At 43.6% G+C, this 15184-nt stretch carries 13 protein-coding genes; 11 read left to right on the top strand and 2 right to left on the bottom strand.

The genetic code is table 11. The annotated features are described in order from the left end of the window. Positions 1-32: 32 nt before the first annotated feature. The 3 genes from GPK81_RS01740 to GPK81_RS01730 all read left to right on the top strand — a co-directional run bounded on the left by GPK81_RS01740 (position 33) and on the right by GPK81_RS01730 (position 4047). Positions 33-1127, top strand: a complete 1095-nt coding sequence (locus GPK81_RS01740) for a hypothetical protein (RefSeq protein WP_215706413.1) — start codon at positions 33-35, stop codon at positions 1125-1127. A 117-nt stretch (positions 1128-1244) separates the two neighbouring features. Continuing rightward, positions 1245-2486 carry a cytosine permease gene (gene codB, locus GPK81_RS01735; protein ID WP_215706412.1) on the top strand — a complete coding sequence of 414 codons (1242 nt, stop codon included), beginning with the start codon at positions 1245-1247 and terminating at the stop codon, positions 2484-2486. Positions 2487-2625: 139 nt separating this feature from the next. After that, entirely contained in the window at positions 2626-4047 is a 1422-nt protein-coding gene (locus GPK81_RS01730) for a GGDEF domain-containing protein (RefSeq protein ID WP_118071525.1), read from the top strand. Positions 4048-4105: 58 nt separating this feature from the next. Here the strand turns inward: GPK81_RS01730 and GPK81_RS01725 are convergent, their stop codons facing one another. Continuing rightward, entirely contained in the window at positions 4106-6928 is a 2823-nt protein-coding gene (locus tag GPK81_RS01725; RefSeq protein ID WP_021975939.1) for an HD domain-containing phosphohydrolase, read from the bottom strand. Positions 6929-7333: 405 nt separating this feature from the next. On the opposite strand from GPK81_RS01725, the gene GPK81_RS01720 reads away from it, so the two are divergent. The 8 genes from GPK81_RS01720 to GPK81_RS01685 all read left to right on the top strand — a co-directional run bounded on the left by GPK81_RS01720 (position 7334) and on the right by GPK81_RS01685 (position 14080). Then, on the top strand, positions 7334-8917 hold the full coding sequence (locus GPK81_RS01720; RefSeq protein ID WP_215706411.1) for an ATP-binding protein: 1584 nt from the start codon (positions 7334-7336) through the stop codon (positions 8915-8917). A 220-nt stretch (positions 8918-9137) separates the two neighbouring features. Continuing rightward, a complete protein-coding gene (locus tag GPK81_RS01715; RefSeq protein WP_021976587.1) occupies positions 9138-9479 on the top strand; it encodes an arsenate reductase family protein in 342 nt (113 codons plus the stop codon). 60 nt (positions 9480-9539) lie between these two features. Continuing rightward, a complete protein-coding gene (locus tag GPK81_RS01710; RefSeq protein ID WP_021976586.1) occupies positions 9540-9761 on the top strand; it encodes a hypothetical protein in 222 nt (73 codons plus the stop codon). A 119-nt stretch (positions 9762-9880) separates the two neighbouring features. Then, positions 9881-10402: an O-acetyl-ADP-ribose deacetylase gene (locus tag GPK81_RS01705; protein ID WP_334292218.1), complete on the top strand. Its 522-nt coding sequence runs from the start codon at positions 9881-9883 to the stop codon at positions 10400-10402. A 3-nt stretch (positions 10403-10405) separates the two neighbouring features. Beyond that, positions 10406-10618 (top strand): hypothetical protein, encoded by a 213-nt coding sequence (locus tag GPK81_RS01700; protein ID WP_177968122.1) that lies wholly within the window; start codon positions 10406-10408, stop codon positions 10616-10618. A 171-nt stretch (positions 10619-10789) separates the two neighbouring features. Next, positions 10790-11512, top strand: coding sequence for an AzlC family ABC transporter permease (locus tag GPK81_RS01695; protein WP_215706410.1), 723 nt, complete (start codon positions 10790-10792; stop codon positions 11510-11512). Between the two features lie 60 nt (positions 11513-11572). Next, positions 11573-11899: a branched-chain amino acid transporter permease gene (locus GPK81_RS01690; protein WP_275945125.1), complete on the top strand. Its 327-nt coding sequence runs from the start codon at positions 11573-11575 to the stop codon at positions 11897-11899. A 663-nt stretch (positions 11900-12562) separates the two neighbouring features. After that, positions 12563-14080 (top strand): CoA-acylating methylmalonate-semialdehyde dehydrogenase, encoded by a 1518-nt coding sequence (locus tag GPK81_RS01685; RefSeq protein WP_021977103.1) that lies wholly within the window; start codon positions 12563-12565, stop codon positions 14078-14080. Between the two features lie 293 nt (positions 14081-14373). Here GPK81_RS01685 and GPK81_RS01680 read toward each other — a convergent pair whose 3' ends face one another. Next, positions 14374-15138, bottom strand: coding sequence for a DeoR/GlpR family DNA-binding transcription regulator (locus GPK81_RS01680; protein ID WP_021977104.1), 765 nt, complete (start codon positions 15136-15138; stop codon positions 14374-14376). Between the last annotated feature and the right edge of the window lie 46 nt (positions 15139-15184).

Raw genomic sequence — 15184 nt, 5'->3', positions numbered from 1 at the left:
GGAACCGCAACAGAAGAGAGGAAAGAATAACTATGAAAATACCTGATAATATTTACATGAACATATGCAAAGTATTTCAGGAACTATATAAAAATAAATTTGTACCGAATGAACTGAATATCGCCGAGGTAGGCAGCCGCGGAAAAAATATGACATGCAGATACCGCATTACCGTTCCGGAAGAAATGGAGAGCGTGACATTTTCCTACTATGACGCGGTTGTTTATGATGCGGTCTACACCCTGTACAGAGCAAACTGTTCCAAATTTGCGCTGACAGATTTACTCCGGGTAATGTCCGGAGACGAGAAGGTACGTTTTTACAGCACAAAAGGCAGGATACAGAAAAGAGAGCAGAGGCTTCGGGATTCCCTGGAAAAACTTCGGAATACTACCATCGCCATTGACTACAGTGAAGAGGTACAGATGCGGGAGCTGAAAGATGACAAAGGGAAGCCACTGGAAGGTTTTGTGGCAGATTATCTGCTTCCTGTAGCAGTGGAAAAAAACGGGAAAGCATACTGGTTTCTGGAAGGCAGAGAGCTCCCGGTCTATAAATATGCGGAAGATATCGGACAGATGATCTGTGTGTTCCGGGAACTGCTTGATCCGGCAGCTCTCCTTAAAACAATGTTTCCGGATCAGGAATTTCAGGACAGTGAAGAAGGGAAAAAACTTCTGGAGAATGTAAAGTTTTCAAGTACAGATGAGATGATACTCCTGAAAAGGATCCTGATCCAGCGTCTTGAGATCATGAGAAATTCCAGAAACAATGCAGACGGCCGGCGAATTCGCTACTATGCCATGAAAGCAGATGAGGGAATCCTGCCCATGGCAGATATCCGCAGAGAAAATTTTGAGCAGGATATCCGGTTTGTCAGCGACAGGGGAAAAGTACGGTTCGAGAGCCGGGGCTGGAAGAATAAAGTACATGCGGTAAACAAAAAACTGTGTGCGATCCTGGATATCTACAAAAAATGCGGTTATGTGACAGAATATGAGCTTTTACGAAATGAACCGAGATCTCTGGTGAGAGGGATGGAGATCCTGGGAGAGATCAAAAAGGTTGAAATCAGAAAAAACCGGGAAACGGAAACATCTGCGGAAAAAACTGCAGAACAGAAATGATTTGTGATATAATCTCCACAGCAAACAAAAGAAAGGAGAAGGGAAAGGGCGGAGTGTGTAAGGAAAAACACTCCGGAGAGTAACTGACAACAGTATAAGATAAACGAAGGAGAAAAAATGAGCGAAAAAACAAAACCCCAGGTAACTGCGGCAGATGACGATTATTCCATGGAAGCAGTGCCGGAAAGTGCGAGAAAAGGGTTCCGCAGCATGTTTTTTGTAATGCTGGGATTTACTTTCTTTTCCGCAAGTATGAGTGTCGGCGCGAAACTTGGAAACGGACTGGATCTGAACGGGTTTGCGGCAGCCTGCGTCATTGGTGGCGTGATCCTGTCCGCATACTGCGGAATTCTCGCGTATATCGGCTCTGATACAGGAATGAGCATGGATCTTCTGTGCAGAAGAGCTTTTGGAAAAAAAGGTTCTTATCTTTCCTCACTGGTACTTGGCCTCACACAGATCGGATGGTTTGGTGTCGGTGTTGCCATGTTTTCCATTCCAACTGCAGAATTACTGGGAATCAATAAATGGGTTCTGACGATCGTGGCAGGTCTTCTGATGACCATTACCGCAGCAACAGGAATGAAAGCGCTGGAGATTGTAAGTACGATTTCCGTACCGCTGATTGTGATCTTGGGGGTATATTCCATGGTAACAGCGGCAGCAGACGGCGGTGGCCTGGCGGCAGTATTTAATCAGTCTGCAGGATCAATTACTTTATTTACCGGTGTGGGATATGTAATCGGGTCTTTTATTTCCGGTGGTACGGCAACCCCGAATTTTATCCGTTTTGCGAAGAATAATAAAGTTGCCGTATGGACAACCGTGATCGCATTTTTCCTTGGAAATACCCTGATGTTCTGTTTCGGAGCTATCGGCGGCGCGTTTACAGGAAAAGATGATATCTTTTATGTTATGATTGCACAGGGCCTTGCGATTCCGGCAATTATCGTGCTGGGAGCCAATATCTGGACAACCAACAACAATGCACTGTACACCGGCGGTCTTGCAATCTCGAACATCACCAATGCAAGAATGAAGATCGCTACCTGTATTTCCGGTGTGATCGGTACAGCACTTGCGATCTGGTTATACTATAACTTCACAGGATGGCTGAATATCCTCAACTGTGCCCTGCCGCCCATCGGCATCACAGTGATCCTGGATTTCTTCCTTCGCCGTGACAAATACAGAGAAAAAAATGTACCGCTGCAGACAGCCGACTGGTTTAATCTGGCAGGTGTTGTGGCGGGTGCGGTAGCTGCCAACCTGATCCATGCAGGAATTGCGGCAGTAAATGCCATGGTAGTGGCAGCAGTGTTCTATCTGATCGGATTTGCGGCAACAAAACAGAAATAATCCTCAAAAACAGGCGAATGTATCTTTTTGAAAACATCTATTGAAATGTAAACATGCACTATAGTAACAACGTAGATACTATAGTGCATGTTTTTTTTGCTGCTCTGCATTCAACGCAGAGCAGCAGTCAGGAGCAGAAATGCAGAAAATAAAATACGATAAAGTACGACAATTGGATAAAATCGTATTCCTTGCGCTGGGGCTTATTCTGGTAGCTTTGGTTATTCAGATGGCGATTCTGAACTGGATCAATAACAGGAATATATCGAAAATGTCAGAGGTATTGCTGGATCGTGTAGTCAACGTGATTGAGAAGAATGAACAAGACGAGAAGGATATGATAGCTTCTCTGAAAGAGGACTATATTGTGCGTGCCAAGGCAGTGGCCTATATTATCAATGCGAATCCGGAAGCAGAGAAAGATGTGGACGAACTGAAAAAGATCGCCAAACTTATGGCAGTAGATGAGATTCATCTGCTTGATGCCACTGGAAAGATCTACAGTGGAACCATACCGGAATATTACGGATACAGTTTTGATTCCGGAGAGCAGATGGAATATTTCAAACCAATGCTGGAAGATAAAACTCTTACCATGTGTCAGGATGTCACGCCGAATACCTCCGAGGGAAAAAAGATCATGTATGCCATTACCTGGGATGAAACCGGTACCCGTATGATCCAGGTTGGGATTGAACCGGTGCGGCTTCTGAATGAGGTGAAGCAGAATGAAATGTCTTCTGTTGTAACAAATATGCCGGTATACGAGGGAATCCGTATTTTTGTGGCAGATAAAGAATCCGGAAAGATTTATGGAGCGACAGATTCTTCTGATATCGGGAAAAAACTGGATGATATCGGCATAACAAAAAAGGGTGATGAGGAAGGTAAAATATTCACTGGTATCAATGAGATCGATGGTGAAAATTATCGCTGTTCTTTTTATATCACAGGAGATTATGCGGTGGGAGTTGCCTGCTCCAATTCTTCCAATGCGGAAAGTAATGCCATTGCGCTGCTGATCGTCGGGATTTATCTTACGCTGGCAGCAGTGGGAATTATTTATATGTATGTAAAGGTTAACAAGGCAAAAATCGATGAACTGACCGGCTGTTTGAATCGAAGAGCCTACAAGGATGACCTGAGCGGAATCTCTCTTGCATCGGAGTTTGTTTATGCAGCTCTGGATGTAAACGGGTTAAAAGGTGTGAATGATACATTGGGGCATAACGCAGGTGATGAGCTGATCCACGGTGCGGCGGAATGCATGAAGCAGTGTTTTGGAAGCTATGGAAAGGTTTATCGGATTGGCGGAGATGAATTTGTCAGTATCATTTTTGTAGATGAAAGTGAACTCAAAAAAATAAGAGAAGACTTTGACGAAGTGATAAGCCACTGGTCAGGGGCAATGGTCAATAAAATATCCATATCCTGCGGATATGTTTACAGCAGGGAAAAGAACTGGGAATCTTTCGAAGAAATTGCCAGTGAAGCAGACATTCGAATGTATGAAGCAAAAGAAAAATATTATAGCGTAGAAGGCAGAGACAGAAGAAAATAAAAATACCGGCAGGTGAATGAGTACATAAAAAACTCATTTATCTGCCGGTATTTTGTTATTAAGGCTGTTTTTCGTCGATCATGGAGAGATATTCATAAATCGGATGAAAATCGCGGTCGCTGCACTGGCGGTAATATTGCAGGAAGATCCTTTCCATGATATTGGGAATCTGTGTTTCAATCGGCTCGAACAATATGATCAGATATTGCATGGAACTGTAGCGGGTACAGATATCCACGCGGCGGATTTTTTCACAGATGGCCTGCTCCATGCATTTCAGAGCGTGCTCAATGGCTTCGATGTTAGGCAAGGTATCAATGACTGTCTCCATGGTAACCATGACGAGGTAACAGCGGCAGTTACTGCGGTTGACAAGCTGGCTCATGTATTCATAATGGCGGGCAAAATCACGGTAATTCAGATCAAGTGCACCACGGTAGCTGCCACTTTCACGGAGAGAGTTCGCAATCAGCTTCAGATCTTTTCCAACGCTTGAGCTGGAAAGATCTCTGCGGTCCATCTGCTGATAGAAGAAAAACTGATTTTTACCATTTTGTTTTACGTAGTACAGTGTCTTATCTGCCTTTAGGTAGCAGCTTTCGAAGGAGTCCTCACAGGTGCACATGCAAAGGCCGGCAGAAAGTGTTGCGCACTGGATTTCCACATCGTTTTCGATAATGGAATGAAATTCCTGAAAAAGTTTGTGCATCTGTTCTGCAACTGCTTCATGAGAAACATCCGGCATGAAAATGAGAAATTCATCTCCGCCAAGACGGCTGGCAATGCCATGTCCTGTGTACTTGGCGAGCATATTGCCCAGAAGTTTCAGTGCCCGGTCTCCGGCGGTGTGGCCATAAATGTCATTGATCCGTTTGAGATTATCCATATCAAGGAAGATCAGGCAACCATTATGTTCCTGCATAAGTTCCGCGGCGAGACGTTCACCGAGGCTCCGCATGGGAAGCCCTGTGAGAAAATCGTAATTCTTGGTATCGGCCTGTGCCTTGATAGTAGTTACTACATCAGAGATGAACTTGCTGACGGTAAGCTGCATATCAGGAAAATTGTAGGAATCCGTATCTTCTGAATCGGAATCCCATTTTGGCAGCCGGTTTTCATCCATCAGTTTCAGGAATATATCGGTGATTTCAGGATCAAACTGAAGACCGCGGTTTTTGCGGATCTCTTCGTAAATGACATCACGGGAAAGTGCACTGCGGTAAATACGCCGGGAACTCATAGCGTCATAGCTGTCAGCCATGGCAACGATCCGTGCGTGAACAGGAATCTCTTTTCCGGCAAGTCCATCAGGATATCCATTGCCATCGTAACGTTCGTGATGGCCGCGGGTAACTTCGAGAACATGGGGAAGAAGAGTAACGTCTTTCAGGATCTCAGCACCAATAACAGGGTGCTTCTTAATAAGGCTGTATTCGTCATCTGTAAGCCGGGATGGTTTATTCAGGATTGAATCTGGAATACCGATCTTGCCGATATCATGTAAAAGTGCAGAATGTTTCAGTACCTGTATCTCTTCCGGTGACCAACCCAGTTCAGAGGCGATCAGTGCGGCGTATTCAGCAACCCGGTAAGAATGTCCACGGGTGTACTCATCTTTGGCTTCAATGGTTGTGGAGAGTGTCTGCATCATCTGAAGAGACATTTTTTCGGTTTGTTTTCGCCTTTTTTCAAGTTCGATCTGATGTCGCTGGATTTCTGTATCCTGGACATTTTTTAAGGTTCTTATAATGTTGACAAAAAGCAGGATCAGCATTCCGATTCCCATAAAAATTCCGGACAGGGATGTTACAAAATATACGGAGATCCCTTCAACGCAGGTACATATGATGGAGGTAAGCAGACCTAGCAGAAGAATACGGTCTGCCTTATTCTGCCCGGCCCGTATATATTGAAAAAGATGTATAAATATAAGGATAAGTGTAAATGCAAGGAGCAGCTGCCCAACGGGAAGCGTTTCCATATAATCTGCTTTTTTCGTTACAGCCAGAACAGAACAGGCTGCAAAATTGGCAAGTGCGATCCAGCCGAGACATGCGTAAGAACGGTGGTGCTGCTCTTTCTGTATGCTGTCCGCATAAAGGATAATCGGAAGCGGGCTTAACAGGATCATAACGAAACACAGAGATCCCAGGGCGGAAGCGTTGGGAACCAGGAGCTGACGCATTTTTGATTCTCCAAGCATCCATATGGCACCCATGACCATACACCATCCCAGATATTCCATATCAAATCTTTTTTTGTATACCATTCCAAGGGCAAAGCTGAACAGAATGGAAATAATCCCGGAAAACAGAATAAAAAAGGCAATACCGGTGGACAATCCATATTCAGCGAAAATGGAAAGCCAGATATCGGATTTATTTCCACAGTAAATGGTATTTACAACCCCGGAATAATTGGAAGTATATGTAGTCAGCTCAATGCGGAGCTGTTTTCCGGCATCGCTGGAAGAAACCGGACAGAATATATAACGGCTGGCAGAATTTTTGCCGGCCAGCCGGGTTTCACGTGTACTGTAACTGGTGCGGAGTTCATTATTAATATAGACGTTTACATCCTGCAGGGAAGAACGGATGGCGATGTCCGTTTCCTGGAGAGTGTCCGGAAGCTGTGAGATGAGGACCATTGTTTCACCGGCAGGAACTTTGTATTTTCCGGGAACAGTAATTTTCTCGGAAGTTCCGTCAGATTTCTGCCAGATAAAGGTACCGGAATAAATAACGGGACCGGAAGACATTTCCTGAGAACGCTCATCTGCACCAAAAAACTGCATGAAAAGGAACCAGCCCAAAATGGCGATCATCAGGATATAAAAAAGGTATCGTTTTCCTCTGTCGAGGGTAAAGGCTTTTTCTTTCATAGGATATCCTCCTTGCGTCTGGGAGTTCAAAGTATGAGGGATAGTCACCTGATTATAGCTTTATTATAACAGAAGAAGTATTATAGCGGTTGTAATATTTGAGGTTTCGTACTAAAATAGTAAATAAGGTATAAATTGCCGTATAAACGGCAGAAAATGCACTATGACATAATTAAATGCACATAAGCACCCCCTGTTTTAACCGAATCAAGTAAGTCCCCTGCTTCAATTGCGAAAAGCAATAAGCAGTGAGTGGGGATTTGCACAAAACTGCAGGACAGGGGATGTGACTGTGTTTATGAGCATGTAGCATAGCGGAATGGAATGTCCGCTTTATGAGGGATTATGGAGTGAATTATAGCTATGATATATGCGGTTTTACTATGCAATAAAGAATGGAACATCGTGAAAATAAAGCAAAACGTATCGGGGCTGTCTTTGAAACCGGGTGACTGTCTGGCGGATGTGGTGCAGGATGCAGATGAGCTTACAGAAAACGATGAGAAGCAGTATTCGCTGTTTCTGACATTCAGAGAAAACGGGATGACATTATCAACTCTTGTACGGAGCTTTCAGGAGGGGAATCTGGTCATCCTTTCTCATGTCCGGAGTGATGCGGATTTTGTAGAATTTAATAATGAATACCTGGATTTTGTGGAATGGGTGGAGAATCATCTGGAAGGCTTTTATCATAGTGAATATTTTCAGATCCAGAAACTGAATAATCAGCTGATCGATTCGCAGAGAGCTTTGATCCGAAGTAAGAGAAATCTTGAAATGGCACTGGAAGAAAATAAAAAGATAAACCGGAAAATATCCGAAGCCAGACAGGCTGCAGAACAGGCGAGCCGGTCAAAAACGCAGTTTCTGGCAAATATGAGTCATGATATCCGGACTCCGATGAATGGAATCATCGGAATGTTAAATATTGCGGATCGATATGTAGATAATCCGGACGAGGTAAAAAAGTATCATCAGAAAATCCGGATGGCATCGGAATATCTGTTGGCGCTGATCAATGATGTTCTGGATATGAGAAAGATCGATCAGAAGGATATCATGCTGCTTGAGGAATCCGTGAATCTTCGGGATGTGATAGAGAATTGCCGGGATATTCTGGAAGCAAAAGCAGGGGAACAGGAAATTACTCTGGACACAACCGGAATGGCAGAATTTAATCCACCACAGTTAATGGCCAGTGAGGTGCATCTACGTCAGATATTTATGAATATCATCAGCAATGCGATCAAATATAACAAATATGGTGGAAAGATTTTTATTCAGGCGATCGTGCTGGAACAGACAGAAGATAAGGTCACATGCAGGTTTTCTGTTACAGATACAGGAATTGGTATGAGCGAAGATTTCCAGAAGCAGATGTTCGAGCCATTTACACAGGAACATGGAGAGAACCGAAGCGAATTTAAAGGTACTGGTCTGGGGCTTTCGATTGTAAAACGGATCATTGAGGAAATGGGTGGAGAGATCCGCGTAGAAAGTGAGCTGGATATAGGCACAAAATTTTCCTGGGATCTGACATTTCCAATTGATAAGGCAATCAATGAAAGGACAGAAAATATTCCAGACAGGATAGTGACTCTGAGAGGAATCCGTGTACTTGCAGCAGAAGATAACAGCCTTAATTCTGAAATCCTTAAGTTTATTCTGGAAGATATGGGAATAAATGTGAATCTTGTAGAAAACGGGGAACTGGCAGTAAAAGCATTCGAAGAATCCAGGCCGGGAGAGTATGCTATGATTCTTATGGATATCATGATGCCGGTTATGGATGGATATGAAGCAAGCGGTATCATCCGAAATATGAAACGGCCAGATGCTGCAAAGATTCCGATCATTGCGCTGACTGCCAATGCTTTTGCGGAAGATATTGTCCGATCATCGGAAGCGGGAATGGATGCTCATATTACAAAGCCGATTGATGAGAATAAATTAAAAGAGTGTATGCTACGGCTGCTTGCAAGTCGATGAGATACCTGGAAAAATATAATGTTTCACGTGAAACATACGAAGAAGTCCGGAGAAATCCGGGCTTCTTTTTTCGAGAAAAGTGTGAAGTGAACAGGAACGATTGTGGCTATGAGTGAGCTGCAAAACGGAATAAGAATGTCCGGTTTATATATAGATGTGGTATAATGCAGGTAGTGACTGCGGAGTAAAAATCATATATCTTTGCAGAATGGGAGGTAACATGAATATACAGATTTTTGGAACAAAAAAGAACTTTGACAGTAAGAAAGCAGAGCGTTATTTCAAGGAGCGCGGAATCAAATATCAGTTTGTCGATATGAAAGAAAAAGGCCTGAGCAAAGGAGAATTTACCTCGGTGTGTCAGGCAGTGGGCGGATATGAGAAGCTGATCGATGAGAAATGTAAAGACAGGGATCTTCTGGCTCTGATCAAATATATTGCGGAGGAAGACCGTGCAGAGAAAATCCTGGAAAATCAGAAAGTTCTGAAGCTTCCGATTGTCAGAAACGGCAAACAGGCAACAGTCGGCTATGAACCGGATATCTGGAAAAACTGGAAATAAAAGATTACCGGACATTTTGCAGAAAGCAAAAATAAATAAAATCGAAAGAGAGGAATACCCATGAGTAAAATTGTAAATATCACATCAAAAGAAGATAAGGATCAGAAACTGCAGGATATTGCGAATTCACTGCAGGAACTGAAAGATGTTATGGCTGAGGTGATCGAGGCATATGAAGAAGACAATGCAGACAGTCGAAAAATGGATACGCTGACAGAAGCACTGGATGCGCTGGAGGATGCCTATGAGGCAGTCAGTGATGTGCTGCTGGAGGAATTATAAAATATAAACGTAAGGATGCAGATCACAGATGAATTCTATTGTATTCATGAGCATGTAGTGAGCATAGTGAAATATTTGTTTTGCGGCAGATTTCGGAAGGAGGAAGCGAAATGGAAACTATGATCCAGACAGTGATGGGGGATATCACAAAGGTTACAGATGTGGAAGCTATTGTTAATGCGGCAAATAACAGTCTGCTTGGCGGAGGCGGTGTAGATGGCGCGATTCACCGGGCAGCAGGTCCTGGATTACTGGAAGAGTGCCGTACTTTACATGGGTGTGAAACAGGCGAAGCGAAGATCACAGGGGCTTATGATTTGCCATGCAAGTATGTGATCCATACAGTAGGGCCAATCTGGTGGGGCGGTCTTCGGGGAGAAGCAGAGGCGTTAAAAAATGCGTATTATAATTCACTCCAGGTAGCAGTGGAGCACGGAATCAGAAGCATTGCTTTTCCATCCATTTCCACAGGGGTTTATCATTATCCGCTGGAAAAAGCAGCGTGTATTGCTGTGCAGACAGTAAAGGAATTCTGTGAAACACATCCCGGAAAGATTGAGGTTGTCCGGTTTGTATTGTTTGGGTGGCGTACATTAAAAGTATACGAAAAAGCAGTAGAGGAAATCTGGAGGGAAGTATAAAGCATGCAGTATAAAGTGCTGAAAATCGAAGAAGACATCGATTTTGGCTGCGAAGAACGCCAGCCAGGGGAAAAACTTATGTCCGTTGTTCTGCTGGAGAGAGAAGATGGATGTGAAATGAGTCTGAGACATGATGACGGGCTCTTATATGAAAGAGATATCAATGAGGGAGATCTGGTTACACTGGATGAGAACCGTGAATTGTGGAAGGCGTAGAGCTATGTAGTGAAGAGGATATTTTTATCCGCTGGATTAAAATTTCACGGCTTTTACCGAAGTGATCAGGGTGAAAACATTTGCAAAAAAATGTTTTCAGATATTCTTGACAGCTTCAGTAGGAAAAAGTAAAGTATAACGTGGAAATTGCTGAAAGGAAATATCTGAGATATGAAGAAAAAAGCATTTAAGGCAGCCTTTCCGTATACTTTGCCTATCTGCGTGGGGTTCCTTTTTCTGGGAATGTCTTATGGTTTTATGATGCGAAGCAAGGGATTTTCCTTTGTATATCCATTATGTATGAGCTTTTTTATCTATGCGGGGTCCATGGAATTTGTTACGGCAAATCTGCTTTTGTCAGCATTTAATCCGGTGTATGCGTTCTTTCTGACACTGATGGTAAATGCAAGACATCTGTTTTACGGAATTTCCATGCTGGAGAAATATAAGAATACAGGATGGAAGAAGTTTTATCTTATTTTTGGAATGTGTGACGAGTCATTTACAGTCAACTGTACCGTAGATCCTCCGGAAGATGTGGACAGAGGATGGTTTATGTTCTTTGTAAATGCGCTGAATCAGTTTTACTGGGTGACAGGAGCTACAGCAGGAGCACTTCTGGGATATGTGATCCATTTCAATACAAAAGGTATTGATTTTGTTATGACAGCATTGTTTGTGGTAATGTTTATCAATCAGTGGGAAGAGGCAGAGAATCACAAACCGGCGCTGATCGGAGTTGGATGCTCAGTGATCTGCCTGGCGATTTTTGGAAGCGGGAATTTTATTCTTCCGGCTATGGCATCGATTATCTTATGTTTCCTGGGAATGAAACGATATCATGCGAGACAGCAAAAAGAGAGGATACAGGGATCAGAAGAATCTCCATCATAGAGAAGAATTCGAATGTAAAGATCCGGGCGTAGCCAGGGCAGGAGGAAGAAAAAAATGACGATGACAATAACACAGCAGATTATTACCGTTGCAGTAGTGGTGCTGGGAACGATGACAACACGTTTTCTGCCCTTCCTTATTTTTCCGGAGGGAAAAGAACCACCGGCTGTGATCACATATCTGGGGACAGTGCTGCCGTATGCAGTGATCGGACTGCTGGTGGTGTACTGCCTGAAAGATGTTCCGGGAAGCGGCCATTATGGGATACTGGAACTGATTGCCATTTTGTTTATCGTGGCACTGCATAAATGGAAAAAAAGCACTCTGCTCAGTATAGGCGGCGGTACGGTGCTTTATATGGTACTGGTGCAGACGATATTCGGGTGATCGGAATACGCAGAAAATTATAATGATGATAAGACATGAGGTAATGTATGGAGAATATGTTATCGCATGTCTTTTTTTGTTTTGTGGGTGGGGACTTGCTTGTATCAGGAGGAGTGCAAGCAAGTCCTGATAAACTGCGGAGCAGTTATTTGGTGTAGAGCTGCGTAGCGAAGCGGATTGCGAATATCCGCTTGACATGCGACGATTGGGCAAAAAAGAAGCGTGTACGTAATACACAGACAAATGTGTTTTTTACTTACTGAAATATATCTGGAATTTTACGGCTTTTTGGTACTTTTAGGGGTCATTTCAGCAGATTTACGGTGCGTTTTTCGGATGCTGTTTCAGGCAGTGTTCAGGGTGCATGTTACGGAAATAACAAAAATGAGTATCTTTTACATTAATATTGAATAAGAAGATGGAAAGATGGAACATGGATTTATACCATAAATACGCTAATTACAAGAGTTTACACATCATATCTGAAATGCCATAAAATGTGAATAAATTAACACATAATTTTAAAAATATACTCAAAATATAACCATGTTATATTGACAAAAGTAAAAAGAAATGATAATATGTGACCAGAACAAAACGAGAACGACAGAAATTTATGCAATGAAAAAATAAAAAGATAAACACGAAAGGGGTATCTTGAAAATGGCTGAGATCAAGAAAATGGGTTACTGTGTAAACGGTGAGTGGAAAGAGTCAAAAGCAGAGAAATACATGGATGTTACAGATTCCAGTACAGGTGAGGTGATCGCGCAGGTTCCTTGTTGTACACCGGATGAGGTAGAAGAGGCGATCGCTTCCGCGCAGGCTGCATTCCCGGAATGGTCCTCACTTTCTCTTGCAAAGAGACAGCAGTATATGTTCAGATGGAGAGACGTTCTTTATGCTCATAAAGAAGAACTTTCCGTACTTTGCGCAAAAGAGCTTGGAAAGAACATCAAAGAGGCAAGAGGAGATGTTCAGAAAGCGATCGAGCCTACAGAAGAGGCATGTGCACTTCCGACAATGATCCAGGGCGATGCTGCAATGCAGGTAACTACAGGATATGACACAGCTACATATCGTAAACCACTTGGAGTAACTGCTGGTATTGTTCCGATGAACTTCCCTGCAATGATCCCATGGGGCTGGATGGTTCCGCTTTCCATCGCATGTGGAAATACAGTAGTACTGAAAGCAAGCTCTCAGACACCGCTGACAGCTATGAGAATCATGGAGCTGTTCTATACAGAGGGTGGATTCCCGAAAGGTGTTGTAAACCTTGTAACATGCAGCCGTGTAGAGGCTGATATCCTTCTTACAGATGAGAGAGTAAAGGCTGTTACATTTGTAGGTACAACAGGTGTTGGTAAACAGGTATATTCCAAAGCAGCAGCTCATGGCAAACGTGTTCAGGCACAGTGTGAGGCAAAGAACCATGCACTTGTACTTGAGGACTGCAACCTTGAGGCTACTGTTAATGCGATCATCAACTCCACATATGGATGCGCCGGTATGAGATGTATGGCTCTTCCGGTTGTATGCGTGCAGGAGAGTATTGCAGATGAGTTTGTTTCCCTCCTTAAGAAAAAAGCAGAAGCCATGAAACTTGGATGTGCATATGATGAAGCTACAGATCTCGGTCCTGTAGTAAATGCAGGCCATAAGGAGAAGATCTGCAACTGGATCCAGAAAGGTATCGATGAGGGCGCAGAGCTTGTACTTGACGGACGTAATGTAGTAGTTCCGGGATATGAGAACGGATTCTTCGTAGGACCGACAATCCTTGATCATGTAACACCTGAGATGACAGTAGGAAACCGCGAGATCTTCGGACCGGTAACCTGCATCAAACGAGTAAAAGATTATGAGGAAGGTATTGCGATCATGAATGCCAACCCATTTGCAAACGGTTCCTGTATCTTTACACAGAGCGGATATTACAGCCGTAAATTCGCTATGGAGACAGACGGCGGTATGGTAGGAATCAATGTAGGTATCCCGGTTCCGACCGCATACTTCCCATTCTCCGGAAATAAAGATTCCTTCTTCGGTGATCTGCATGTTCTCGGAAAAGACGGATATCGTTTCTTCACAAGAGCAAAAACAGTTACAACACACTGGTTCGATGAAGCTGCCGGAAAGAGAAAAGTCGGCACATGGGAAGGAAGTACTGAGGCATAAGAAAGCTTCGAAAATAAATCCATGACACTGTAAGGCAGACCATGTAAAGTCTGCCTCTCAGATAAAATCCTCTAATGAGATGAGCATATTCAAAAACGGTGCATCTGCTGAACTCCTGGCAGGTGCACTGTTTTTGCCTGGCTGAATATCTGAATGGTTTTGCGGCGGATCATAAAAAAGTGTATCGGTGACAGAAATAAAGGATGTCACCGATACACTTTTTTGGTGCGTATGTTTTGTGCGTATGCTACCGGACTGGCGTATCTTACGGTATGCGGCTCATGATGAAAAGATCAGTCGATCGTCATAACACGGATGCCGTGTTCCTGGCAGAAATTATCGTATTCTTCCGGAAGTGCCTGGTCGGTTACGATGGCGTCCAGTTTTTCCATTGGAGAATAGGTCATAAGTGAGATCCGGCCGAACTTGGAATGGTCAGCAAGAAGGATCATGCTGTTGGCGTTCTCTGCAATGGCTTTCTTTGTGATGTATTCTTCGGCACTGGCGTTGGTGAGTCCGCTCTTCATCGTTACGCCTGTGCAGGCCATAAAAGCCATGGAAATGTTGTAAGTCTGCAGATAATCGTTGATATCAGGACCTGTGAAAGACAGGGTCTTGCGGTTCAGTCTTCCGGGAACGGAAATGATATCCAGGTTCGGATAGGATGCTGCCTTGTTGAAGATAAGCAGGCTGTTGGTAAGGATCGTGCAGTGCTTATCCGCAATAAAATCAACCAGATTCAGACAGGTTGTACCGGTATCGATATAGATGGTGTCGTCTTCTGCCACAAGTTCTGCGGCACGGCGGCAGATTTCTTTCTTTTCTTCAGGAAAACGTCCGCCACGCTCTTCGTAAGACAGAAGGGGGAGAGTCTGTGGAGTTTCAAGTGCTGCGACACCACCGTATACTTTCATGATACTGCCGCGTTTCAGAAGGATGTCGACATCTCTTCTGATGGTGTTTTTGGATACGTTAAATTTCTCACATAATGTATCGAGAGAAGCGTTCTTATGCTCCAGCACATATTCTTCGATCATGTCCAGTCGCTGTGATTTCATAGAGGTCTACCTTCTTTCTATTGGTTAAGTCTTGGTTATATTTTAT

Origin of the sequence: Blautia sp. MCC283 (genome assembly GCF_018785565.1) — a bacterium.
Classification (GTDB): Bacteria; Bacillota; Clostridia; order Lachnospirales; family Lachnospiraceae; genus Blautia_A.
Note: the sequence above shows the minus strand (reverse complement) of the source record. Positions and strands in the feature narration are given on the sequence as shown.